The 24317-nt window shown below is 64.7% G+C and carries 26 protein-coding genes; 13 read left to right on the top strand and 13 right to left on the bottom strand.

Going from position 1 to position 24317, the window contains the following annotated elements:
• Positions 1-81: 81 nt before the first annotated feature.
• Together EN804_RS07320 and EN804_RS07325 are read right to left on the bottom strand one after the other, a co-directional pair.
• A complete protein-coding gene (locus tag EN804_RS07320) occupies positions 82-1119 on the bottom strand; it encodes a zinc-binding dehydrogenase (protein WP_127869935.1) in 1038 nt (345 codons plus the stop codon).
• 57 nt (positions 1120-1176) lie between these two features.
• The gene (locus EN804_RS07325) at positions 1177-2418 is read right to left on the bottom strand and encodes an acyl-CoA dehydrogenase family protein (protein WP_135919012.1); all 1242 of its coding nucleotides are present in this window, start codon (positions 2416-2418) and stop codon (positions 1177-1179) included.
• A gap of 122 nt (positions 2419-2540) precedes the next feature.
• Here EN804_RS07325 and EN804_RS07330 point away from each other — a divergent pair, with 122 nt between their 5' ends.
• From EN804_RS07330 to EN804_RS07350, 5 genes are all read left to right on the top strand, one after another.
• On the top strand, positions 2541-3356 hold the full coding sequence (locus EN804_RS07330) for an SDR family oxidoreductase (protein ID WP_135919013.1): 816 nt from the start codon (positions 2541-2543) through the stop codon (positions 3354-3356).
• A 39-nt stretch (positions 3357-3395) separates the two neighbouring features.
• Positions 3396-3881 carry a MaoC family dehydratase gene (locus EN804_RS07335; protein ID WP_019861112.1) on the top strand — a complete coding sequence of 162 codons (486 nt, stop codon included), beginning with the start codon at positions 3396-3398 and terminating at the stop codon, positions 3879-3881.
• Positions 3878-4912 (top strand): phosphotransferase, encoded by a 1035-nt coding sequence (locus EN804_RS07340; protein ID WP_135919014.1) that lies wholly within the window; start codon positions 3878-3880, stop codon positions 4910-4912. The genes EN804_RS07335 and EN804_RS07340 overlap by 4 nt, the downstream gene beginning before the upstream one ends.
• 178 nt (positions 4913-5090) lie before the next feature.
• Entirely contained in the window at positions 5091-5735 is a 645-nt protein-coding gene (locus tag EN804_RS07345) for a TetR/AcrR family transcriptional regulator (protein ID WP_135919015.1), read from the top strand.
• Between the two features lie 188 nt (positions 5736-5923).
• Complete coding sequence (locus tag EN804_RS07350; protein WP_135919016.1) at positions 5924-6172, top strand: DUF680 domain-containing protein; 249 nt, start codon at positions 5924-5926, stop codon at positions 6170-6172.
• Between the two features lie 63 nt (positions 6173-6235).
• On the opposite strand, the gene EN804_RS07355 is transcribed toward EN804_RS07350, so the two are convergent.
• The 8 genes from EN804_RS07355 to EN804_RS07390 form a co-directional block, all read right to left on the bottom strand.
• Positions 6236-7285: a Gfo/Idh/MocA family oxidoreductase gene (locus tag EN804_RS07355; RefSeq protein WP_135919017.1), complete on the bottom strand. Its 1050-nt coding sequence runs from the start codon at positions 7283-7285 to the stop codon at positions 6236-6238.
• Positions 7285-8070, bottom strand: coding sequence for a ThuA domain-containing protein (locus tag EN804_RS07360; protein ID WP_135919018.1), 786 nt, complete (start codon positions 8068-8070; stop codon positions 7285-7287). The genes EN804_RS07355 and EN804_RS07360 overlap by 1 nt, the downstream gene beginning before the upstream one ends.
• Before the next feature lie 77 nt (positions 8071-8147).
• Positions 8148-8372, bottom strand: a complete 225-nt coding sequence (locus EN804_RS07365; RefSeq protein WP_127279071.1) for a hypothetical protein — start codon at positions 8370-8372, stop codon at positions 8148-8150.
• A 59-nt stretch (positions 8373-8431) separates the two neighbouring features.
• Entirely contained in the window at positions 8432-9013 is a 582-nt protein-coding gene (locus tag EN804_RS07370; protein ID WP_135919019.1) for a sarcosine oxidase subunit gamma, read from the bottom strand.
• Entirely contained in the window at positions 9006-11999 is a 2994-nt protein-coding gene (locus EN804_RS07375) for a sarcosine oxidase subunit alpha (RefSeq protein WP_135919020.1), read from the bottom strand. The genes EN804_RS07370 and EN804_RS07375 overlap by 8 nt, the downstream gene beginning before the upstream one ends.
• Positions 11996-12292: a sarcosine oxidase subunit delta gene (locus EN804_RS07380; protein WP_015315781.1), complete on the bottom strand. Its 297-nt coding sequence runs from the start codon at positions 12290-12292 to the stop codon at positions 11996-11998. Before EN804_RS07380 ends, EN804_RS07375 begins: the two co-directional genes overlap by 4 nt.
• Positions 12293-12303: 11 nt before the next feature.
• Complete coding sequence (locus EN804_RS07385; RefSeq protein WP_127279075.1) at positions 12304-12726, bottom strand: hypothetical protein; 423 nt, start codon at positions 12724-12726, stop codon at positions 12304-12306.
• The gene (locus EN804_RS07390) at positions 12726-13979 is read right to left on the bottom strand and encodes a sarcosine oxidase subunit beta (protein WP_135881368.1); all 1254 of its coding nucleotides are present in this window, start codon (positions 13977-13979) and stop codon (positions 12726-12728) included. The genes EN804_RS07385 and EN804_RS07390 overlap by 1 nt, the downstream gene beginning before the upstream one ends.
• A gap of 199 nt (positions 13980-14178) precedes the next feature.
• Between EN804_RS07390 and EN804_RS07395 the strand changes: the two genes are divergently transcribed.
• The 8 genes from EN804_RS07395 (at position 14179) to EN804_RS07430 (ending at position 20250) form a co-directional block, all read left to right on the top strand.
• A complete protein-coding gene (locus tag EN804_RS07395; protein WP_245464231.1) occupies positions 14179-14553 on the top strand; it encodes a DUF2568 domain-containing protein in 375 nt (124 codons plus the stop codon).
• A 104-nt stretch (positions 14554-14657) separates the two neighbouring features.
• The gene (locus tag EN804_RS07400; protein WP_135919021.1) at positions 14658-15416 is read left to right on the top strand and encodes an SDR family oxidoreductase; all 759 of its coding nucleotides are present in this window, start codon (positions 14658-14660) and stop codon (positions 15414-15416) included.
• A 128-nt stretch (positions 15417-15544) separates the two neighbouring features.
• Positions 15545-15931, top strand: a complete 387-nt coding sequence (locus EN804_RS07405; protein WP_135919022.1) for an SET domain-containing protein-lysine N-methyltransferase — start codon at positions 15545-15547, stop codon at positions 15929-15931.
• A gap of 175 nt (positions 15932-16106) precedes the next feature.
• A complete protein-coding gene (gene rpsU, locus EN804_RS07410) occupies positions 16107-16373 on the top strand; it encodes a 30S ribosomal protein S21 (RefSeq protein WP_010911429.1) in 267 nt (88 codons plus the stop codon).
• A 140-nt stretch (positions 16374-16513) separates the two neighbouring features.
• Positions 16514-17356, top strand: a complete 843-nt coding sequence (locus EN804_RS07415; RefSeq protein WP_127275461.1) for a tetratricopeptide repeat protein — start codon at positions 16514-16516, stop codon at positions 17354-17356.
• Between the two features lie 210 nt (positions 17357-17566).
• Entirely contained in the window at positions 17567-18043 is a 477-nt protein-coding gene (locus tag EN804_RS07420) for a DUF992 domain-containing protein (protein ID WP_127275462.1), read from the top strand.
• 89 nt (positions 18044-18132) lie between these two features.
• Positions 18133-18615 (top strand): DUF992 domain-containing protein, encoded by a 483-nt coding sequence (locus EN804_RS07425; RefSeq protein ID WP_127275463.1) that lies wholly within the window; start codon positions 18133-18135, stop codon positions 18613-18615.
• A 198-nt stretch (positions 18616-18813) separates the two neighbouring features.
• Positions 18814-20250: an MFS transporter gene (locus tag EN804_RS07430; RefSeq protein ID WP_135919023.1), complete on the top strand. Its 1437-nt coding sequence runs from the start codon at positions 18814-18816 to the stop codon at positions 20248-20250.
• A 24-nt stretch (positions 20251-20274) separates the two neighbouring features.
• Here the strand turns inward: EN804_RS07430 and EN804_RS07435 are convergent, their stop codons facing one another.
• The 3 genes from EN804_RS07435 to kdpC are packed head-to-tail and all read right to left on the bottom strand — an operon-like array spanning position 20275 to position 24317.
• Complete coding sequence (locus tag EN804_RS07435; protein ID WP_135881372.1) at positions 20275-20964, bottom strand: response regulator transcription factor; 690 nt, start codon at positions 20962-20964, stop codon at positions 20275-20277.
• Positions 20961-23696, bottom strand: a complete 2736-nt coding sequence (locus EN804_RS07440) for a sensor histidine kinase KdpD (protein WP_135919024.1) — start codon at positions 23694-23696, stop codon at positions 20961-20963. The genes EN804_RS07435 and EN804_RS07440 overlap by 4 nt, the downstream gene beginning before the upstream one ends.
• Positions 23697-23753: 57 nt before the next feature.
• Positions 23754-24317 (bottom strand): potassium-transporting ATPase subunit KdpC, encoded by a 564-nt coding sequence (kdpC, locus tag EN804_RS07445; protein WP_127275467.1) that lies wholly within the window; start codon positions 24315-24317, stop codon positions 23754-23756.

Genomic DNA, 24317 nt, shown 5'->3' on the forward strand with positions numbered 1-24317 from the left:
GATGGCGCAAGCGGCGATCCGGCCGGTCCGATGGCAGCCGGACACGTGAATGTGTCGACCATCGAGAGCAAGGTCACCGTTTCAAGGCCGGATGAAAACCTTGCCGTTGGGCTTGGCCAGTTCCGCCGGCAAGCGCGCCATTGTCTCGGCCAGCGGAATGACCGCCGTCACGTCGGTCGACCAGCGTCCATCGGAAAACCGCTTCTGCGCCTCGAGAATCGCCGGACCACGGCGATCGCGGAACTGACGCATCCATTCGCTCAGCCAGAAGCCCTCGATGTGCTTGTGCTGGAAGATCAACTGGCCGGGCTCGCGGATGACCGTGGCCTCGGGATCGAGCCGGCCGTAGATGATCCAGCGCGCCCGTTTAGGCATCGCATTGAAGATCGCCGAAGCCAGCGGCCCGGTGACCGCATCGAGGAAGATGCGCGGCTGTTCGGCCTTCATCACCTCGCGCAGGGTGGTCTCGAAATCCGGCGCCTTTTCGTTGAGGACACGCGCCGCGCCAAGCTCTTTCAGCAGCGCGATCTGCTCGTCGCGGCGCACGGTGACAACAGGCCGGAACCCCTCCTCCCTGGCCAGGCCGATGATCAGCTTGCAGAGCTGGCTGGCGCCTGCGGTCATGATGAAGGCCTTCTCGCCTTCCTGTTTGACGATGTCGAACATGGCGATCGCGGTCAGCGGATTGACGATCATCGCGGCGCCATCCTCGTCGCGCACCGTATCGAGGAGCGGAATGCAGGCCGCCGCCTCGGCGACCGCATATTCAGCCCACGAGCCCCAATTGCTGAGACCGGTGGCGAAGGCGACCCGCTTGCCGATGAGGCTCCTGGGATAGGGCTCCTCCCCGCCCGCGACGACTGTGCCGACACCTTCGAAGCCCGCCGGCTGGCCCTTGGCGCGCGGCTGCCCGTACTGGCCCTTGATGAAGGCGACATCCGATGGATTGATCGAAGCCAGACTGACCTTGATCAGCACCTGGCTCGGTCTGGGCGCCGGCACGGCGATGCTTCCGGGCTCGAGATACGGCTCCATCGCCTCGAGCGCACTGCCGCTCGGTGTCCTGGTATAACCGTCGCCCACCAGGAGCAGCGCCTTCATTTCGGAGGGGATTGTCATCAGTGACACTCCTTGGTTGCCGCGGGAAGAACCGTATGTGGCCAGCCTAACTGCCGCTCAGACCTTCTCCTGCGTGTATTTCTTCAGCTCCGTCCGCGCCACCTGGCGGCGATGGACTGCGTCAGGCCCGTCGGCGAGGCGCAGCGTCCTCAGATGCGTCCACGAGCGCGCGAGCGGCGTGTCCTGGCTGATGCCTTTTGCGCCGAACATCTGCACCGCCTCGTCGGTGACCTTGAGCGCCACGCGTGGCGCGATGACCTTGATCTGGCTGATCCAGGGGGCCGCGGCCCGCGCGTCGCCCTGGTCGATCATCCACGCCGCCTTGAGGCAGAGCAGCCGGGCCATTTCGATCTCCATCCGGCATTCGGCGATGATGTCGAAATTGGCGCCGAGTTTCGCCAGCTTCTGGCCGAAGGCCTCGCGGCGCACGGAACGCTGGCACAGCATTTCCAGCGCCATCTCGGCCTGGCCGATGGCGCGCATGCAATGATGGATCCGGCCCGGCCCGAGCCGGCCTTGCGCGATCTCGAAACCCCTGCCCTCCCCGAGGATCAGGTTCGACGCCGATACCCGCACATTGTCGAAGCGAAGATGCATGTGGCCGTGCGGCGCGTCATCGTCGCCATAGACCTGCATGGCGCGGACCTTGGTCACGCCTTTCGTGGCCGAGGGTACCAGGATCATCGAATGGCGGCGATGCTGCGGCTCTTCATCGCCGCCGGTCCGCACCATGACGATATAGATGGCGCAGCGCGGATCGCCGGCGCCCGACGCCCACCATTTCTCGCCGTTGAGCACATAGTCACCGCCCTGCCGCTCGCAGCGCATGGAAATGTTGGTGGCGTCGGAGGAGGCGACATCCGGCTCCGTCATCAGATAGGCCGAGCGGATTTTTCCGTCCAGCAGCGGCTCGAGCCATTCCCGCTTGTGCTCGGCCGAACCGTAGCGTTCCAGAACCTCCATATTGCCGGTGTCGGGCGCGGAGCAGTTGAAGGTTTCGGCGCCGAGATGTGCCTTGCCCATCTCCTCGGCCAGATAGGCGTATTCGACGGTGGACAGGCCGCGGCCGCGTTCTGAACCGGTCAGCCAGAAGTTCCACAGGCCGCGTTCCCGGGCGGTCTTCTTCAGCCCTTCGAGAATCTCGCTCTGGCGCTTGCTGTAGACCCAGCGGTCGCCGGCCTTGCCGACTTCGCCGAGGAACTCCTTGTCAAGCGGCATGATCTCGTCGCGCACCATGGCCGCGACGCGTGCGTGGATCGGCTTCAGCCGCTCGGTCATGCCGAGATTCATCTGCGTCATCGGTCGCTAACCCTTCATGCACGCCAGGCATTTTATCCGTGGCAAGGATGACCGTATTTCGGATAGCCTTGTCAACGCGAACTGTTTTGCCCGCGGGCGGGGCAACGGCGCGGAGAATTTGGATGAGCTACCTGGACGACCTGTTTTCGGTTGCCGGCAAGACCGCGCTGGTAACGGGAGCGGCGACCGGCATCGGCCGCATGGCGGCAACCGCGCTGGTCAAGGCCGGCGCCAGCGTGATGATCGCCTCGCGCAAGGGCGAGGACTGCATCAAGGTCGCCGGCGAATTGAACGGACTTGGCGCCCCGGGCCGGGCGGAAGGCTTTGCCGGCGACGTTTCCAGCGAGGCTGGCATTGCCGCCCTGGTCGGCGAGGTCAGGGCGCGGACCAAAGAACTGCATATCCTGATCAACAATGCCGGCGTGTCCTGGGGCGCGCCGCTGGAAAGCTTTCCCTACCACGCCTGGGCCAAGGTGTTCGGCGTCAATGTCACCGCCGTCTTCCATCTGACCCGCGAATTGCTGCCGCTGCTCGATGCTGCTGCCAGCGACGCCGATCCGGCCAGGGTGATCAATCTGGGCTCGGTGATGGGCACGCAGCCGCTGGCCGACGACGCCTATTCCTACACCGCCTCCAAGGCTGCGGTTCACCATTTGACGCGCACGCTGGCGCTCGAATTCGCCGGCCGCCGCATCACCGTCAACGCCTTCGCACCAGGCCCCTTCCAGAGCCGCATGACGGCCTTCGCCACCGGCACGGACGAACAGGCAAGGCATGTCGGCAGCCATGTCCCGATCGGCCGCATCGGCACACCGGATGACATTGCCGGCGCAACGCTCTATTTGTGCAGTCGTGCAGGCAGCTATGTCACTGGCGCCATTCTGACGATCGACGGCGGGCAGTCGGTGCAGCATGGGTTGACCTTGTTCAAGGAATGACATTTTCCGGCCGCAGAAGCCGGAGGTGAACTGGAGGACATGAGCGTGGAACCGATCAGTCTCGATGTGCTTCTGGCCAGTGTCGGCAAGGAGGTCGGCGTTTCACCCTGGCGGGTGGTCACGCAGCGCATGATCGACCAGTTCGCCGACGCCACCGACGACCATCAGTTCATCCACTGCGATCCGGAGCGGGCCAAGCGCGAAACGCCGTTCGGCGGCACCATCGCGCATGGCTTCCTGTCGCTGTCGCTGCTGTCGGCCATGACCTTCGAGACCATGCCGCCGCTGGAAAACGGCAAGATGGGCGTCAACCATGGCTTCGATTCGCTACGCTTCCTGGCGCCGGTGAAGACCGGCGCGCGCATCCGCACCCGTTTCGTGCTGGCCGACGTCAAGGTCAGGCCGTCGGGCTGGGTGCAGACGGCGCACGACGTGACCATCGAGATCGAAGGTTCGAAGAAACCGGCGCTGACCGCCCGCTGGCTGACGCTGACCTTGATTGAACGCCAGCCCGAGACGGCATGAACGAACCGAACGCGCTCGACCAGGCGGCCCTCGCGCCTTACCTCGAGGCGCACATCCCGGGCTTTTCCGGGCTCGCGGCAATCGAAAAATTCAAATCCGGCCAGTCCAACCCGACCTACCTCCTGACGGCTGAAAGCGGCCGTTACGTGCTGCGCGCCAAGCCGCCAGGCCAACTCTTGAAATCGGCGCACCAGGTCGACCGCGAATTCCGGGTGATGAAGGCGCTTTCGGACACCGCCGTGCCGGTGCCCGAAATGCTGCATCTGTCGGCCGAGGACTCGCCGATCGGCCGCATGTTCTACGTCATGGATTTCCTCGACGGCCGCATCTTCTGGGATCCGGCGCTGCCCGAGGCCCGCGGCAACGATGAGCGCGCCGCGATCTACGATGCCATGAACGCCACGCTTGCCGCCCTGCACGACGTCGACGCCGAGGCCGTGGGCCTCGGCGATTTCGGCCGCCCCGGCAATTACTTCGAGCGCCAACTGGCACGCTGGACCAGCCAGTACCGCGCCTCGGAAACCAGCGCGATCGGCGACATGGACCGGCTGATCGAATGGCTGGAAACCCATATGCCAGCCGATGATGCCAGGGCTGCGCTGGTGCATGGCGATTACCGGCTGGACAATCTGATCTTCGCGCCGGACCAGCCTAAGGTGCTGGCGGTACTCGACTGGGAACTGTCGACGTCAGGCCACCCCTTCGCCGACATCGCCTATCAATGCATGCAATGGCGCCTGCCGCATGCCTCGGGTTTTCGCGGCCTGGGCGGCATCGATCGCTCGGCACTCGGCCTGCCCTCCGAGAAGGACTATGTTGCCGCCTATTGCCGGCGGCGTGGGCTGACCGGCATCGGCAACTGGACGTTCTTCCTCGCCTTCTCTTTCTTCCGGCTGGCGGCAATCTGCCAGGGTGTCTACAAGCGCGCGCTCGACGGCAATGCTTCCAATCCGGAGAAGGCCAGAACCTACGGCGAGGCGGTGAAATTGCTCTCGCATCTCGCCGCCAAACTGATCGACAAGCAGGCGTAAGAGGGAGACGGGATGGGCCGCTTCGAAGGAGGAACGGTGCTGATCACGGGTGCCGCCGACCCGGCCACTCCCTCATGACCGGCATGACGCCTGCCGCTTGGGAACCCGTGGCGCCCTTGTTCGTTTCCGTACAGCGTATATAATTTAGCCAGGCACCAACCAGACAAGGGCAACAGACTTGCCGCTGAGCGTCCAGAAGCGCCGCGAGAAACAAAAGGCCGAACTGCGCTCGGAGCTTGTCGAGGCGGCACACAAGCTCGTCCAGGAAGAAGGCTATGAAGGCTTGACCATCCGCAAGCTGGCCAAGCGGGTCGGCTATGCGCCGATGTCTGTCTATTCCTACTTCGCCGACAAGCAGGACATCCTCTTCGCGCTGGCCGAGGACGCGTTCGAAACGCTCGCCCGGCGCATCGAGGAGCACCCGTCCGACGATCCGATCGAGGCCTTGCAGGCGGTGATGACCGAATACGCTGCCTTCGGGCTCGGCAATCCCAATGAGTACCGCACCGTCTTCATGACCGAGAAGACCAAGCTGCCGGATGGCAGGAGCTACGAGGACATGGAGGAAGGCAATCCGGCGATGAAGGTGCTGATAAGCAGGGTCGAAGCCTGTGTCGCCGCCGGCAAATTGCACGGCGATCCGCGCGCCATTGCCACCATGCTGTGGGCGGTAGGCCATGGCACGATCTCGCTGTTGATCACTTTCCCCTTCTATCCCTTCGGCGACGCGCAGGCTTTCGTGAAGCGGATGTGCGACTTCACCCTTGCCACGCTCAGCACGCAAGACGTGCCGCCGTTGACCGAAAAACCGGTCAACTGCTGAGCGCCCGCCCTTTCGGTTTCGCAGATTTCCACGCCGACCTGGCACCCAAATCGGCGTCGAATTTCTTGGTTAACAAAAAACTACCGTACGTGTACGATTCTCCCTTGAACTTCGCGATCGACGGACGTATTTGTACGAAGTAACGTACATGTACGAAACAATTCGCCCGTCGAACACGGAGACTGACCATGAAAAAGACACTCCTCACCCTCGCCGCCGTGCTGGCACTTTCGGGTTCGGCTTTCGCCGCCGGCACCAGCCAGCCGGTCAAGCACCCGACTGCGGCGACCTGCGTCGACACCAAGACCAATGTGAAGCTCGATTGCGCTTCGACCGGTTCGGTCGACAAGAAAGCTTCCACGCAAGCCACGACCAGCGGCAAGGGCCCGCGGCTCGGGATCACGGTGAACCCGTGGATCATGCCGAGCGCCTACTGAGATTTCGGCCTACCAAGATTTCGGAAAGTCGGTTCTGGCCGGCTCAGCCGGCCAGACGGTGATTCAGGCGATCGAGACCGGCAGCTTGGTCGCTGAACTTTCGAAGGCCGCATCGATCAGCTTCTGCATCTCGGCGGCGCGCCGGAAAGACGGATCACCGTTCCGTCCCGTGTCCAGCGCATCGGCGAAGCGCTGGGCATTGTGCTTGACGTCAGGCGGCGTCAACGTCCGCCAACGGTGCAGATCGACGTCATCACCCAGGCAAGCGGACAGCCGCGAAACCTTGCCGTCGGTCTCGACCTTGATCGCGCCCTTGGTGCCGTGCAGGGCCAGCGACAAATCATTGCCATGGCCTGTCGTGTAGCGGCTGGCCATGATCGTGGCCAGCGCGCCTGAGCTGAGCCGCGCCGTTATCGCCAAGCTGTCATTGACGTCGAGCACATAGTCGCCGACGCGGTCGCCCTCGGCCTTCGGAAACGTCACCAGATCGGCATGCAGGGAGACGATATCCTCGGCCGCCCCATAGGTCGCGAAGTCGAGGATATGGATGCCGACATCGCCCAGCACGCCTGTCGAACCGTGCCGGCTCGACAGGCGCCACAGCCATTTGTCGTCGACCCGCCAGTCGCCCCAGAACTTGCTGACCAGCCAGCTTTGCCTGTAGCTGGCCTCGACGTGGCGCAGCTCGCCGATCTCACCGGCCCGCACCATGCGCCGCGCCTCCTGGATCACCGGCGTGTTGCGATAGGTCAGGTTGACCATGTTGACGAGCCCGGCCGCCTCGGCGGCTTCGCTCATCGCAAGCGCATCGGCATGGTTCGGCGCCAGCGGTTTTTCGCAGAAGACATGTTTCCCGGCGGCCAGCAGGGCCAGTGTCGTCGCCTTGTGAACCTGGTCCGGCGTCGCGTTGATGGCGGCATCGAACTCGCCCCAGGCGATCGCCGCTTCGAGGCTCTCGAAGAAAGTGCCTATTTTGTTGGCGGCGGCGAACGCTGCCGCGCGGCCCGGCAGACGATCGACGCAAGCGACGATGGTGCAGCCCGGGACCTGAGCGAACTCCTCGATATGGTGTGCGGCGATCCAGCCGGTGCCGAGCAGAAGCAGGCGGTGCATCAGCTCAACCCCTTGTCACCGTCGGCATGCAGGCGCAGGCCTTTCTGGACGATCTTCTCCTTGGCCTTGTCCGTCGGCACATTCGGCGCGTTGGTGATGCCGGCCCAAGCCGGGGCCGGATTGTGTGCCCAATGCACCGCGTTGCGCAGCACCTGCTGAACGCCTTCATTGTGATAGATCGGATAGGTCTCGTGGCCCGGCGAGAAGTAGAAGATCTTTCCGGCGCCGCGCTGATAGGTCAGGCCGGAGCGAAACACCTCGCCGCCCTCGTACCAGGAGATGAACACCGTCTCCAGCGGCTCGGGCACCGCGAACGGCTCGCCATACATTTCCGTCTCGCCGATCTCAAGGCATTCGCCGATGCCTTGCGCGATCGGATGGCCGCGATTGATCACCCAGACCCGCTCGCGCTCGCCCGCCTCGCGCCATTTCAGCGAACAGGGCGTGCCCATCAGCCGCTTGAAAATCTTCGAGTAGTGGCCCGAATGAAGCACGATCAGCCCCATGCCTTCCCAGACCCGCTTCTGGACGCGCTCGACGATCTCGTCTCTGACCTCGCCATGCGCCGCATGCCCCCACCACAGCAGCACATCGGTGGCGGCCAGCCGCTGCTCGCTCAGGCCGTGCTCAGGCTCCTGCAAGGTCGCGGTGGTCGCCTCGATGCCCTTGTCCTGGTTCAGCGCCGCGGCGATCGTGCCGTGCATGCCCAGCGGATAGAGGTCGCGCACGGCGGCATTGCTCTGTTCATGGACGTTTTCGCCCCACACTGTGGCTTTAACAGGCATTTTTTCCTCTCCAAAGCGCTTTGAATATCGCATCTTCGGAGGTGTTGGGAAGATGCCTTCAACCGGAATCTGCTAAATCAGGGCTTGCGGGTCTTGCGTCCGGCCACCGTCTTGGCCTTGCCGGGCTTGGCGGGTGCACCGGGGATCGCCGAACTGGTGATGGACACCGGATCGCTGGCAGGGAACGTATCCTCGAGGCCTTCCTCGAGTTCCTCTTCGGTGTCGGCCTCTTGATGCCGCTCATGTTCGAGCGAACGGACCGCCGCGGTTTTCGGAGATTTCGGCGCGGACTTCGACGGCATCGGCATTTCTCCCTCGACTTGTCGCCGCACAACGGACGTGGGCGGCAAACGTTCCGAGGTCAGCCGGCGGCGTCGCGGGCTCCCTCGGACAGGAAAGTAAAGACATAGTCCGAGAAGGAACGCCAGCACTCGACCCTGAAGGCGTCCTCGGCCGTGCGCAACAGCACGATCTCGGCCTTGCCCAGGATGGTGCGCGAAGCGGCGCCCACCGGGAAGGCCTCGAGCGACAGATCCTGCGGGCAGCCCGAATTGATCGCGGCTTCCGCCGCCGGACCGGTGACGGATATCGCGATGTTGCGATGCGAGATACCGACCGACGAGTGCAAGGCGGAAACCTCCGCGCAATCGGCGAGCGGGTCCTTGCCGGCCTCGTCGATGACAAGCCACTCGTCCGGCCCAAGCCACAGCGCCGTACGCCCGCCTTTCGACGCCGAGGTTTTCGGCTGCTTCGGCAAGGTCACGCCGAGCGCCTTCGACAGGGCGGCGACCGAAGCCTCCGGCGCACGCAGCGAAATGCGCTCGGCCGGTGGCAGCACTTCGACCTTGGCACCTGTTGCGGAGACGGTGCGCCCGGCCAACGCCGGACGCCGCTCTGCCGAGGGCGAAGCCGTCGCGGCCGTCCTTGCAGCAGCCTTAGCCATTGAGGCGCCCTCCCGTCTCGTCAAAGAACACCATCCCGGTAACCTCCACTTCGATCACCCCGTTCGGCATCGGCACGTAGAGCGTATCGCCCATCCGGTCACGTCCGCCGGCGACCAGCGCCAGTGCGATGGAACGGCCGCAATTCTGCGACCAATAGCTCGAGGTGACGTGGCCGATCATCTTCATCGGAATCGCCTGCTTCGGGTCCTCGACGATCTGGGCACCCTCTTCCAGCACCACCTTGGGGTCCTTGGTCTTGAGGCCGACCAGTTGCTTGCGGCCCTTGGCCACCAGATCCGGCCGCGCCATGCCCCTGATGCCGACGAAGTCGACCTTCTTCTTGCCGACCGCCCAGTCGAGACCGGCATCGTTTGGCGTGACCGTGCCGTCCGTATCCTGGCCGACGATGATGTAGCCCTTCTCGGCGCGCAGCACATGCATCGCCTCAGTGCCGTAAGAGGTGGCGTCATGCTTCTGGCCCTCGGCCCACAACGCTTCCCAGACCGCCTGGCCATAGTCGGCCGGCACGTTGACCTCGAAACCGCGCTCGCCGGTGAACGACATGCGGAACAGCCGTGTCGGCACGCCGCAGATCTTGCCTTCGCGCACCGACATATGCGGCAGCGCCTCGTCAGACATGTCGATGCCTTCGACCAAAGGCGCGATGATGTCGCGCGACTTCGGCCCTTGCACCGCAATCACCGCCCACTGTTCGGTGATCGAGGTCAGCCAGACATTGAGATGCGGGAACTCGGTCTGGAGGTAATCTTCCATGTGGTTCATGACACGCGGCGCGCCGCCGGTCGTCGTCGTCACATGGAAGCGGTCCGGCGCCAGCCGGCCGACGACACCGTCATCATAGATGAAGCCGTCCTCGCGCAGCATGATGCCATAGCGGCAGCGGCCTGGCTCCAGCTTCTCCCACGGGTTGGTGTAGAGCAGTTCCATGAACTTGGCCGCATCCGGGCCGACCACTTCGATCTTGCCGAGCGTCGATGCATCGAACAGCCCGGCCTGGTTGCGGACGGCGACGCATTCGCGGTCGACCGCCGCATGCATGTCCTCGCCGGCTTTCGGGAAGTACCAGGCGCGCTTCCACTGGCCGACATCCTCGAACACCGCGCCTTGCGCCTCGGCCCAGGGATGGATCGCGGTCTTGCGGGTCGGGTCGAACAGCGGGCCGCGCGCATGGCTGACGATCGCGCCGAAGGTGACAGGTGTGTAGGGCGCGCGGAACGTGGTCAGCCCAACCTCGGGGATTGGCTTGCCCAGCGTCTCGGCGGCGATCGCCAGGCCGTGCATGTTGGAAGTCTTGCCCTGGTCGGTCGCCATGCCGTTGGTGGTGAAGCGCTTGACGTGCTCGATCGAGCGCATGCCCTCATGCACCGCCTGGCGGATGTCCTTGGCGGTGACGTCGTTCTGGAAATCGACGAAGGCCTTGACCGTCGTGTCCGGCCCGGCGCCGGGTGCCGCACCCAGCATGCCGCGCGACCAGCTCTCCGAGGCATCCACCTTCGGCTTGGTGCCCTTGGCTGTCTTGGCGCCGGCATCCTTGGCCGCCTTGGCGCCAGCCGCATAGGCCTCGTCGACCGTTGCCGACAGCCCGTCGGTGCCGTTGCAGGCGCCGACCGAAATGCAGTCCTGCGCGTAAGTGCCCGGCACGAAGCGCTTGGTCTCGTCATTGAAGGCGACCTTGCCGCGCGACTGCGAGAACAGATGCACAGACGGCGTCCAGCCCGCCGACATCAGGATCGCATCGACGGGAACAGTGCGTTCGCCGCCGCCATTCTTCGGCTGCACCGTCATCGACGACACGCGCAACTTGCCGCCGGCGCGGATCACCGCGCGACCGAAATTAATCTCGATGCCGAGCGCCCTCGCCTCGTCGATCACCGGGCCCGTCGGGTTGTCGCGCAAATCGACGATCGCCGCCACGTTGACGCCGGCCTTCTTCAGGTCGATCGCGGCCGCATAGGCCGAATCATTGGCGGTGTAGACGCCGACATTCCGTCCTACCGCGACACCGTAGTGGTTTAGGAAGGTGCGCGCCGCGCCCGCCAGCATGATGCCGGGCCGGTCGTTGTTGGCAAACACCATGTGGCGCTCGATGGCGCCGGAGGCCAGCACCACGCGCTTGGCGCGGACCTGCCAGAGCCGCTCGCGCGGCAGGTCGTGGCCGGGGGCCTTCAAATGATCGCTGACGCGCTCGACCAGGCCGACGAAATTCTGCGCGTAATAGCCGAACGCCGTCGTGCGCGGCAGCACGCGGACATTGTCCATGGCCCTCAGCCTGGCGATCGCCGCTTGCGCCCAGGCAAAGCCGTCCTGGCCGTCGATCTTGGCGCCGCTCTCGAAGCGCAGGCTGCCGCCGAATTCGGCCTGTTCGTCGGCGAGGATGACGCGCGCGCCGGTCTCTGCCGCGGCAAGTGCCGCCGCGATACCGGCCGCACCGCCGCCCAGCACCAGCACGTCACAATGCGCGTAGCGCGAGGAATAATGGTCGGGATCGGGCTTGTCGGGCGAAACGCCAAGGCCGGCGGCTTCGCGGATCTTCGGCTCGTAAAGGCTCTTCCAGGCGGCCTTCGGCCACATGAAGGTCTTGTAGTAGAAGCCGGCCGAAAACAGCGGCGATGCCAGGTCGTTGACGGCGCCGACATCGAAGGACAGCGACGGCCAGCGGTTTTGCGAATTGGCGGCGAGCCCGTCATAGAGCTCCTGCACGGTGGCGCGCACGTTAGGTGTCTTGCGCGCGTCATCACGCACGATCTGCACCAGCGCGTTGGGCTCTTCCGCGCCGGCCGACAGGATGCCGCGCGGGCGGTGATACTTGAACGAACGGCCGACCAGATGCACGCCGTTGGCCAGCAACGCCGAGGCCAGCGTGTCGCCCTCGATGCCGGTGTAGGACTGGCCGTCGAAGCTGAAGCGGGCGGTCTTGGCCTGGCTGAGGCGCCCGGCGCCGGAAATGCGCAACGCGCCGCTCATTTCGCAACTCCCGGCAGCTTGGAAGGCTTGGGCTCGCCGGCCTTGTAGGTCATGACGAACTTGTCGGTGACGGTGTCACGCACCGCGTTGAAGAAGCGCGCGCAGCCGTGCATGTGCCGCCAGCGCTCATAGATGATGCCCTTTGGGTTCGACCGGATGAAGAAGAACTTCTCGAAGTCGTCATCACTCTCGCCTGATATGTTGGCCGAGCGCGCTATATGCGCCTCGCCGGCGTTGCGGAATTCGAGCTCCGGGCGCTCTTCCTCGCAATAGGGGCAGCGGATGAGAAGCATCGTGTTTGATCCTACAATTCGCCGTGGCCGACGCGCGCGCCGGCGGGTTGATCGCAAAGCTTTTGGCCCATGGCCATGAACGGGGCGACGAGCCGCAGCCGCTCCTCGACGCTTGCCGCGGCACGAAACAGGTCGCGGTTGGCCATGTTGCCGAGCGTCAATTGCAGGGGGTCGGTGGTGACGATCACGCCACGCGGCGTGAAGTCCTCGTCCTCATCCAGCTCGGGCGGCCGGCCTTCGAAGAACATCACCACTTTCTGGCCGCCACTCCAGACGCAGGTGAGCGTCCCCTCATCGACCGAAAACGGCCATCCGGCTTCGTTGCCGGCGCGCGCAATCGGCTGCAGCCGCACCTCCGCCACCGTCGGAAAATGGAACATACCTTGTTCCCCCGCCAGCATCAGCGGCATAGCGACAGCCATCTGCGCCATCATCAGTGCGCCACCGCCGCCGCCGCCGCCTCGTCGATGAGGCGGCCGGTGCGGAAGCGTTCGATGGTGAAGGGCGCATTGATCGGATGCGGATCGTCCTTGGCGATGGTGTGGGCAAAGACATGGCCCGAGCCCGGCGTCGCCTTGAAGCCGCCCGTGCCCCAGCCGCAATTGACATAGAGGCCCGGCACCGGCGTCTTGGCCAGGATCGGCGAGCGGTCGGGCGTGACGTCGACGATGCCGCCCCACGAGCGCAGCATCTTCATGCGCGTGAAGATCGGGAACATCTCGCAGATGGCGTCGAGCGTGTGCTGGAGAATGTGAAGCCCGCCGGTCTGCGAATAGGAGACATACTGGTCGGTGCCGGCGCCGATCACCAGTTCTCCCTTGTCGGACTGCGAGATATAGGCGTGCACCGTGTTCGACATCACCACGCAAGGCACGACCGGCTTGATCGGCTCCGATACCAGCGCCTGCAGCGGATAGCTTTCCAGCGGCATGCGCACGCCAGCCATGTTCATGATGACGGAGGAATGGCCGGCGGCGACCACGCCGACTTTCTTGGCGCCGATGAAGCCACGCGTCGTATCGACGCCCATGACCGCGCCATTGGCGGCCCGCTTGACGCCGGTGACCTCGCAGTTCTGGATGATATGGACGCCGCGCGCCGAAGCGCCGCGCGCATAGCCCCACGCGACCGCATCGTGGCGCGCCGTGCCGCCGCGGCGCTGCAAGGCGGCCCCGACGACGGGATAGCGGGCGTCCCTGGAGGTGTTGAGCGGCGGGCAGAATTCCTTGGCCTGCTCCGGTGTCAGCCATTCATTGTCGATGCCGTTCAGCCGGTTGGCGTGGACATGGCGCTTCAGCACCTGAATGTCGTGCACATTGTGCGCCAGCATCATGACGCCGCGCGCCGAATACATGACGTTGTAGTTGAGCTCCTGGGAGAGCCCGTCCCACAGCTTCAGCGCATGGTCGTAAATGCCGGCGCTCTCGTCATAGAGATAGTTGGAACGGATGATGGTGGTGTTGCGCCCGGTGTTGCCGCCGCCCAGCCAACCCTTTTCCAGCACCGCGACATTGGTGATGCCATGCACCGTGGCAAGATAATAGGCGGTGGCCAGGCCATGGCCGCCGGCGCCGACGATGATGACGTCGTATTCCTTTTTAGGCTCAGGCGAGGACCATTGTTCCTCCCAGCCCTTGTGGCCGCGCATGGCCTCGCGGGCGATGGCGAATACAGAGTATTTCTTCACGGTCCAAGCCTCGCAAATGGCAGCCGGGCGTTCATCATCAAGCCCCGGCGCGCGAGGTGTATCACTAGCGAAACGGCGCTGCTATCCTTGCGCTGTTTGCGACGGCGCTTGCCGTTTTGCGCCGCGCTGAAAAAGAGGTATCCCGCCTGGCTCTGTTGATTGCCTTCAGTCACACTTCTCCCTGCCGGGGATTCGGAGGATGATGATGGGCAACGCCTGGTGGAATCTCACATTGCGCTTCCTGCTGGAGCTTGCCGCTTTGCTTGGCCTCGGCATGGCAGGCTGGAGTCTCTCGGACGGAGCGTGGCGTTGGGTCCTCGCCATTGCCTTGCCGCTCGCCGCAGCCGCGGCATGGGGTACCTTCGCGGTCCTCAATGATCCGAGCCGTTCAGGCCGGGCACCGGTGCCTGTGCCGGGCGCTGTCAGACTGGCGCTGGAATTCGTCGTCCTGTTCGGCGGCGCGGCGGGTTTCCATCTGGCAGGCCATGCCGCCACGGGCATCATCATGGCCGTGCTGATCGTCATCAGCTACGCGTTCTCGCTAGACCGTCTGGCATGGCTGCTTCGGCAATAGTTGGTGCGAACCTCTGCACGTATCGGGTGGCTGCTGTCCCGCCAACCTGCGATCAAGCATCCGATCGCCGGCAAGGCTGGCGCGAAGGACAGGGATGCCCAGACATGCTCGCACTTTCCAACAAGATCGCCATCGTCACCGGTGCCAGTTCCGGCATCGGCCGCGCCACCGCCAAACTGTTCGCCGAGGAGGGCGCCAGGCTCGTCATTTCCGCCCGCCGCCAAACCGAGCTTGATGCGATCGCCGCCGAAATCGAGGATGCCGGCGGCACGGCCGTCGCTCTCGCCGGGGATGTCACCGACGAGACCTACGCGAAAGCCCTCGTCGAGCTGGCGGTCGGCAGCTTCGGTGGACTCGACATCGCGTTGAACAATGCCGGCTCTGTCGGGTTGATGGGACCAGTCCCCGACATGTCGGCACAGACATGGCACGGGACGATGGACACCAATCTGACCAGCGCCTTTCTCGGCGCGAAGTATCAGATACCAGCCATGCTGGAGCGCGGCGGCGGCTCACTGATCTTCACGTCGAGCTTTGTCGGTTACACCGCCGGCATGCCGGGCATGGCCGCCTACGCCGCCGCCAAGGCAGGTCTGATCGGATTGACGCAGGTGTTGGCCGCCGAATACGGACCGCAAGGACTGCGCGTCAACGCGCTGCTGCCGGGCGGCACCGACACACCAGGCGCGACGACGACCACGCCCGAGGCACGCGCCTTCGTCGAGGGCCTCCATGCCCTGAAGCGCATGGCGCAACCGCAAGAGATCGCCCGCTCCGCGCTTTACCTCGCCTCCGACGCCTCGAGTTTCACCACGGGAACCGCGCTGTTTGCCCATGGCGGCGTGTCGATCAACCGGACGTGAAGGATTTTTACGGGGAACAGGCCTGTTCGTCGTTGTGACGCAGGCCGCCGGTCTTGCTTTTTCGGCGCGATTTGGCGATTCCGTTTCCTGTCGAAACGGGTCTTCTTGCCAAGACGGGTCCTGGAACCATGATGCTGATCCGAACCTATGTCGCGCAGAGCGCAATCGAAGGCGTCGGCATGTTCGCCGCCGAGCCGATCCGCAAGGGCGCCTCGATCTGGCGCCTCGATCCGGATTTCGATCGGCTGATCCCGATGGAAAAATACGTGGCGGCCTCGCCGCCCCTGAAGGAACTGCTCGACCGTTACGCCTATCCGAGCCCGGACAAGCCCGGCTTCATGGTCTATGAGGTCGACAATGGCCGCTTCATGAACCATTCGGCGACCCCGAACACCGATTTTTCGCGCTATGGCGGCGCCACCGCGACTCGGGATATCGCCGTCGGCGAGGAGATCACCTGTGATTACGGTGAGTTCTTCGAGGATTTCGAGCGGTTGCACCTGGCCACGGCGTAACGGCGCCCTATCTCCAGGCGACCGTGGCAATTTGGCTGCCGTCCGTCATTTCGACTGTGGACAGCGAGGCTTGATTCTGCTATCAGCCGCCACAATTCGTGGTGTCGAGCGCCGCGGAGGCTTGTGGCTATGGCTGCTTGCCTGTTGATATCAAACCCGAAAGACAGGATTGCCCGTGCAGGTACTCGTCCGCGACAATAACGTTGATCAGGCGCTTCGCGCGCTGAAGAAGAAGATGCAGCGCGAAGGCATTTTCCGCGAAATGAAGATGCGCGGCCACTACGAGAAGCCTTCCGAGAAGCGCGCCCGTGAAAAGGCCGAAGCCGTTCGCCGCGCCCGCAAGCTGGCCCGCAAGCGCGCACAGCGCGAAGGCCTGCTGCCGATGACCCCGCGTCCGGTTGCTGCTGGCGGTGCCGCCGGCGCAGCGCGTCCGCCGCGCTGATTATCGCCAATATTTCGTCCTTTTCGAAGGATACCAGGGTGGCGCGATGCGGAATCGCCGCCACCCTTTTATTTTGATTGTGACCCGGCCCGGAGGGGGAACCGGACCTGAACGACGGCGCAAGTGAGGACAGGGCAGACATGAACGCAACAAGCGTGGAGCGCGGAACCGCATTGCGTGGTTTCGCCCTGACAGCGGCCCTGCTTTCCGGACTGGTACTTGCCGGCTGCCAGACATCGGGCCCGGCCGGCGAATTCAACAACATCGACAAGGCGCAAGGGTCGAGCGAGAACATCTCCTCGCTGTCCGCTGTCATCCAGCGCAATCCCCAGGATCCCGAAGGCTACAATGTTCGTGGTTCGGCCTATGGCCGCGGCGGCCAGTACCAGGCGGCGCTCAAGGACTTCAACCAGGCCATCCAGCTCAATCCGAATTTCTATCAGGCCTATTCGAACCGCGCGCTGATCCAGCGCTTCCTCGGCAACCAGGAAGCGGCGCTGGCGGACTACAACCGCTCGATCCAGATCAACGGCAATTACGACGCCGCCTATATCGGCCGCGGCAATCTCTACCGCAAGGCGGGCCGCACCCAGGATGCCTTCAACGACTTCCAGAAAGCGATCCAGCTCGACACGACGGACGCCCGTGCCTACCACAATCGCGGCCTGATCTATCAGAGCCAGGGCCAGCACAAATTCGCCATCGAGGATTTCTCGACCGCCATCTCGCTGGCGCCGGATGCCGCCGAGCCCTACAACGGCCGTGGCCTTTCCTATCTGGCGACCGGCGACGAGGACAATGCCTTCTCCGACTTCAACATGGCCATCAAGCTCGATGGCCAGAACGCCGAGGCCTGGGCCAACCAGGCGCTGATCTACGAACGGCGCGGCGACAAGGCCAAGGCGGCGAAGGCCTATCGCGAGGCCGTGCGCCTCAACCCCAGCTACCAGCCGGCCAAGGACGGCCTCGCCCGCGTCAGCTGACACTGGCTCCGCAGGCCCGCGCCAAGCGCCCCACTGCATCATGTGCGTGTCCGAAAGGACACCCGGCGCGTCGGATCGCCATCAAACCGGCAACCCTGTGTTAACCGCGGTGGCAAGCCGTTAACCCTTGCCTTGTTCGCGCCAAGTTTTCAGCGGAACGGTCGCGGGACCCGAGACGTTATTGAAGACTGACTGCGAAAGGACCCTCCCATGATCAAGAAACTCGTCTGCGCCGCCGCCCTTGCAACGACCGTATTCGCCGCAGCCCCGGCCAGCGCCGGCAGGCTGCAACTCGGCACGCTCGACTGCACCATCGATGGCGGCACCGGCTATATCGTTGCGTCCAACAAGGGCGTGTCCTGCGTCTTCCGGCCCCATCATCACGGGCCGTCGGAAATTTATACCGGCGTCATCTCGAAGCTCGGTGTCGATGTCGGCAAGACGCACCAGGGCCAGCTCGTCTGGGCGGTTTTTGCCGCGACGCGCGACCGTGACGCGGGCGACCTTGCCGGTAGCTACTACGGCGTCAACGCCGAGGCGAGCGTCGTGACCGGCGGCGGCGCCAACCTGCTGGTCGGCGGCTTCGACAGCGCCTTCATGCTGGAGCCGCTCAGCGTCCAGGCGCAGACCGGAGTCAACCTCGCCGTGGCGGTGACTTCGCTGGAACTGATCCACTCGCTCAAATAAGAGGTTTCGAGCCTCGGCTCCAGACCCTTCACTCTACGGCGCGGAACCGGATAGGATGGTTCCGCGCCGTTTGATTTTTGGAGGACGCCATGCCGAGGACAGCCATCGCCGCTGCCATGATCGCAACCATGCTTGCCGGCACGGCACAGGCGCAAGACCAGGGCGTGGAGCTCGGCACGCTTGAATGCGCCATATCAGGCGGCACCGGCTTCATCTTCGGCTCGAGCAAGGATCTGAGCTGCACCTTCACCCCGGCCGACAAGAGCTTCGCGCCGGAAGCCTATTTCGGCGCCGTCAACAAATATGGCCTCGACATCGGCACGACCAAGCAGGCGGTGATGCGCTGGCTGGTGCTGACGCCGCTGAAGAACATCTACGCGCCGGGCGCATTGGCGGGTGACTATGTCGGCGCCAGCGCCGAAGTGACCGCCGCCGTCGGCGCCGGCGCCAATCTGCTGGTCGGCGGCTCCTCGCAGGCCTTCACCCTGCAGCCGCTCAGCCTGCAGACGCAGACCGGCATCAATCTCGCCATCGGCGTCAGCCAGTTCCAGCTGCGCAGCACCGAGAACTGATCGCCAGCGATCCATCCAGGACGACACTGGCCCAAACATATCTCGAAAAAATCGCTTGAGCTCAACTGAGGTTGAGGTTCTACAAGCCCGTCCCGTGCAAGGCCGCGTCTCGACACGGCGCGCATGGTCCTGCCGGAAGCCTCGCCCTGGCCTCTGGTGCCATGCGGCTGCAGCAAGATATGCAAAGCAGGGATGGACATGACTGAAATCAGCACAAAGAAGGTCGATTGGCGCGCCTTGTGGGCGAGCGGCGACCTCGCGCGCTTCTGCTTCATCAGCCTCGGCATCCTGCTGCACGCCACCAATGAGACGATGGTGGCGACGGTCATGCCGGCCATGGTCGGTGAACTGGCCGGCGTGCAACTCGTCGGCTGGTCGCTGGCGATCTACGAACTCGGCGCCATCGTCGCCGGTGCCGCGGCCGGACGGCTGGTGAGCTATGTGGCGCTGCGCACCAACATGGTGGTCGCGGCGCTTCTTTATGCTGCCGGGGCGCTGATCTGCGCCGCCTCGCCTTCGATGCAATTGTTCCTGGCCGGCCGTCTGATCGAGGGGCTGGGCGGCGGCGCGCTGGTGTCGCTGGCCTTCGTCTCGGTCGAGCGGCTGTTTTCGCGTGCCATCTGGCCGCAGCTTTTCGGCATCATGTCGGCGATCTGGGGCGTCGCTGCCTTCAGCGGTCCCCTGCTCGGCGCTGTTATGACCGAATTGCTGTCGTGGCGCTGGGCCTTCGGCGTCTTCACTCTCGGCGGCACCGCCATGGCGCTGGCAAGCTTCCTCGTGCTCGACACACCGGAAGCGACAAGGCCCAGCACCGGAGCCGGCAAGGCGCCGCCCTTCCCGTTCATGGCGCTTGGCTGCCTTGCCATCGCCGTGGTGCTGATTGCCTCGGCCGGCGTCGACATCGCCCTGTTGCGTTCCTCGCTGCTGATCGTGCTGGGCCTCGCCGGGCTGGCGTTGTTCTTCTACATCGACGCGCTGAAGCCGCGCTCCCGGCTTTTCCCGGCGCGGCTGTTCTCGTGGCGCACGCCAGTGGGCGCCGGCATGACCATGGTCGCCGCCTTTTCCATCGCGACCTGCTCCTTCGGCGTCTACGGACCGCTGCTGCTGACCAGCCTGCACGACATTCCGCTGCTGACCACCGGCTACATCATCGCCGCCGAATCGATCGCCTGGTCGATCCTGTCGATCCTCGTCGCCAACGCGCCGCCGCGGCGCGAAAGGCTGATCATCGTCTGCGGCGCACTGATGATCGCGGCGGGCATCGCCGGCTTCGCCTACACGATACCGCTGGGCTCGATCCCGCTGATCCTGGTCTGCGCCCTGTTGCAGGGCGGCGGCTTCGGCATTTCCTGGCCGTTCCTGACCCGCGTCATCGTCGCCTCCGCCCCGGACGACGAGCAGACCATTGCCTCGGCCGCGGTGCCAACCATGCAGCGCATCGGCTATGCCGTGGGTGCCGCCCTTGCCGGCATCGTCGCCAATGCCAGCGGTTTTTCGCAGGGCCTCACCCATGACGCGGCCGCTGATGTCGCGAGCTGGCTGTTCCTTGCCTTCGTGCCGCTCGGCATTCTTGGCTGTCTCGCCGCCTTGCGGACATCGGCGGCGGCAAATCGGCCGCTCGCGGTCATCGGCTGACGCCGGTTCCGGCGGACGGGTTGTTCACTCGACGCGCAGCCGATAGCCGACACCGGTTTCGGTGGTGATGTAGCGCGGCTGGTCAGGGGTTTTTTCGATCTTCTGCCTGAGCTGGCGCACATAGACCCTGAGATACTGCACGTCGGTCGAATCGTCCCAGATCTGCTTCAGGATGAAGTGGTGGGTGAGCACCTTGCCGGCATGCTGCACCAGGATGCGCAGTATGTCGTACTCCTTCGGCGAGAGCTTCACCTCCCTGTCCTCGACCTTGACGATGCGCTTGACCAGATCGACGCTGAGGTCTCCACTCTGGAAAACCGGCTTCTCGCCCTGTTGCTGGAACTTGTGCCGCAGCGCCACGCGGATGCGCGCCACCAGTTCGTTCATGCCGAACGGCTTGGTGACATAGTCGTCGGCGCCGAGTTCGAGCGCGCTGACGATGCCGGCCTCGTCGGTGCGGCTGGAGAGGATGACGACAGGAATGTCGATGCCCCCGTCACGCCATTGGCGCAGGAGGTCATGGCCCCCCATGCCGGGCAGGCCGAGATCGAGCAACACCAGGTCGGGCTTTTCCTGTTCGATCAGCTCGATCGCCACCTTGGCGTTCGGCGCCTCGCTGACCGCGTAACCCTGGCTGGCGAGGCCGACCCGCAGCAGCTTGCGGATCGGCGGCTCGTCATCGACAACCAGTATCCTGACATTGGAATTGGTCATCGAGGCTGATCCTCGCCGGGCTCGTCGCCGCCATTGCCGACATCGGGCAATTCCGCCGGCACCGGCATCCGGATGGTGAAGGCGCCACCGGAGCGGTCGGTCCGGTTGGCGGCCGTGATCGTGCCGCCCATCGCCTCGACGAAGCCACGGCAGATCGGCAGGCCGAGCCCGGTGCCGGCGCGCACCTGATCACCCTTGCGCACCCGGTAGAAAGTGTCGAACACGCGTTCCAGGTCCTGCGCCGGAATGCCCGGCCCCTCATCCATAATCTGCACGACGACGGAGCCATTGTCGGTCCATCCCTGGACGCGGATCGTCGAGCCGGGCGGCGAATATTTCGAGGCATTGTCGAGAAGGTTGAACAGGACCTGCTCGAACAGCACGGGATCAAGCCTAAGCATCGGCAAGTCGGGCGGAATATCGACCTCGATCTTGTGTTCGCTGGTGATCTTGCGGGCGCGGTCGAGCGCCGTGCCGACGATATCGCCGAGATAGTGGAGGGCGTAGTTCGGCTCCATCGCACCGGACTCGATCTTGGTCATGTCGAGCAGGTTGGCGATGAAGCGGTTCAGCCGTTCCGATTCGTCGATCACCGCCGACAGAAGCTCCACCCTGTCCTGCTCGGGCAGATCAGGCGCGAACTCCTTGAGTGTGCCGGCCGCTCCCATGATGGCCGCGAGCGGCGTCTTCAGGTCATGCGAAATCGAGGTCAGCAGGGCCGAACGCAACCGGTCGGCTTCGGCGGCGAGCTTGGCGCGGTCGACATCGGCGACGAGCTGGACGCGTTCGATCGCCACCGCCGCCTGATCGGCCAGCGCGTCGAGCAGCCGCTGCTGTTCGGGCGTCAAAAGCGGACCTTGCTTGTCATTGTCGAGGCCGACGACACCGATTGCCGTGCGCCCCGTGCGCAAGGGGAGATAGAGGCGCTTGGCGCCGGGCAGCGTGTCGGCGCCGCGTCCCGCGGCACGGTTATGCTCCCAGGCCCAGCGGGCGGCGGCGATGTCGGCCTCGGCCAGCGTGTCGTCGGGCGGATAGCCTGCCTTGACCGTGATCGTGCCGTCTTCCGGCAGCAGCAGCACCACGCGCAGCTTCAGCATCGAGGCGATCTGGAAGGCGGTGGCCCAGAGCACGTCATCGAGCGTGCCTGCGCCGGCGAGCTTCTTGGAGAAGAGATAGATGTCCTCGGTTGCCCGCGCCCGCGAGCGGGCGGCGGCGGCCTGACGCTGCACGCGCGCGGTGAGATTGCTGGCGATCACCGCGACGGCAAGGAAGACGGCGAGCGCGACGATGCTCTCCGGATCCCGGATCGTCAGCGTGTAGCGCGGCTCGAGGAAGAAATAGTTGAAGGCCAGCGCGCTCAGGAAGCAGGCATAGAGCGCCGGCCACAGGCCGCCCGCCACCGCCGACGTCAGCACTCCGAGCAGGAAGACGATCGCCAGGTTGCGGACATCGAGAAACTGGTCGAGCGCCGTGGTGACCGCCAATGAACCGGCGACATAGGCGGTGGCGAGCAGATAGGGCCAGACCTGGAACTGCCTCTGCTCGGCCGCCGCCTTGACCCGCCTTGCCGACGCCTCGGTTTCGCGCTCGGTGCCCGAGATGACATGGACGCTGATGTCGCCGGCGTTGCGGATCAGATCATAGGTGAGCGACCCCTCGATAAGTTCCCGCCAGCGCGACCGGGTCGGCCTGCCGACCACGATGTGGGTGAAATTGTTCGCCGTCGCATGGCGCACGATGTCCTGAGCGACGCTCTGTCCCGGAATGGTCGTCACCTCGGCGCCGAGCTGCTCGGCGAGGCGCAGGAGCGTGGCGAGCCTGTCCTTGTCGTCCTCGGACATGCCGGCCGAGCGCGGCGTGTCGACATGAAGCGCCGTCCATGGCGCACGAAGCCTGTCGGCCAGCCTGCGTGCATAGCGAATGCGGGCTGCCCCGCCTGGACGCGCATCGACGCAGACGAGCACCCTTTCGCCCGCCGCCCACGGACCCTGGATGGCGTGGGACTGCATGTGGTTGAGCAACTGTTCGTCGACGCGCTGGGCGGTACGGCGCAGCGCCAGTTCCCGCAACGCCGTCAGATTGCCTGGCGAAAAATAGTTCTCGACGGCACGCTGCGCCGTGTTGGGGAAATAAACCTTCCCCTCCTCCAGCCGCTTGATCAGGTCGTCGGGCGTCAGATCGATGATTTCAACATCGTCGGCCCGGTCGATGATGGAATCGGGAACGGTCTCGCGCACCCGGACCCGGGTGATCTGGGCGACGACGTCGTTCAGGCTTTCGACATGCTGGATGTTGAGCGTCGTATAGACGTCTATGCCCCGCGCCAGGATTTCCTGGACGTCGAGGTAGCGCTTGGGGTGGCGGCTGCCGGGCGCATTGGTGTGGGCGAGTTCGTCGACCAGGACCAGCGCCGGACGCCGGGCAAGGATGGCGTCGATGTCCATCTCGTCGAGGACACGCCCCTTATAGTCGACCTTGCGGCGGGCAACGACCTCATACCCCTCGACCAGGGCCTGGGTTTCCTTGCGGCCATGCGTCTCGACCACGCCGATCACCACGTCGACGCCGTCGGCCAGCCTGGCACGGCCCGACATCAGCATCTCGTAAGTCTTGCCGACACCAGGTGCCGCGCCCAGGAATATGCGCAGACGGCCGCGCCCTTCCCGCTCGGCATGCTCGAGCAGCGCGTCGGGGGATGGTCTGTTTTCGACGTTGCTTCTGTCGTCCGGCATCGGGTCCGATCATGAATGGCGCCGGGGACCGTGTCGATCCCCGGCGCCTGCCATCAACTATTTCGCTGCATCCAGCGCCAGGTTGAGAGCCAGCACATTGACCGCCGGCTCGCCGAGCACGCCCAATTCCCGGTCCTCGACCTGGCCGTCGACGAGCGCCTTGACCTTGGCCTCGTCGATGCCCCTGGCCTTGGCCACGCGCGGAACCTGGAAATAAGCGGCCTGCGGGCTGATCTGCGGATCAAGGCCGCTGCCGGATGCGGTCACCAGGTCCATCGGCACCGGCGCGTTCGGATTTTCCGCCTTCAGCTTCTCGGCTTCGCCCTTGATGCGCTCGATGAGCTTCGGGTTGGTCGGGCCGAGATTGGAACCGCCTGAGGCGCCGGCATCATAGCCATTGCCCGCGGCCGAAGGCCGTCCGTGGAAATATTTGTCGCTGGCGAAGGCCTGGCCGATCAGGTCGGAGCCGATTACCTTGCCGTCCTTCTCGACCAGGCTGCCATTGGCCTGGCGCGGGAACAGCGCCTGGGCGATACCGGTCATGCCGATGGGATAGACGAGCCCGGTCAGCACGGTGAAGAAAACGATCATGATGATCGCGGGTCTGATTTGCTTGAGCAT

It is taken from the genome of Mesorhizobium sp. M8A.F.Ca.ET.161.01.1.1 (assembly GCF_004792105.1).
GTDB lineage: Bacteria > Pseudomonadota > Alphaproteobacteria > Rhizobiales > Rhizobiaceae > Mesorhizobium.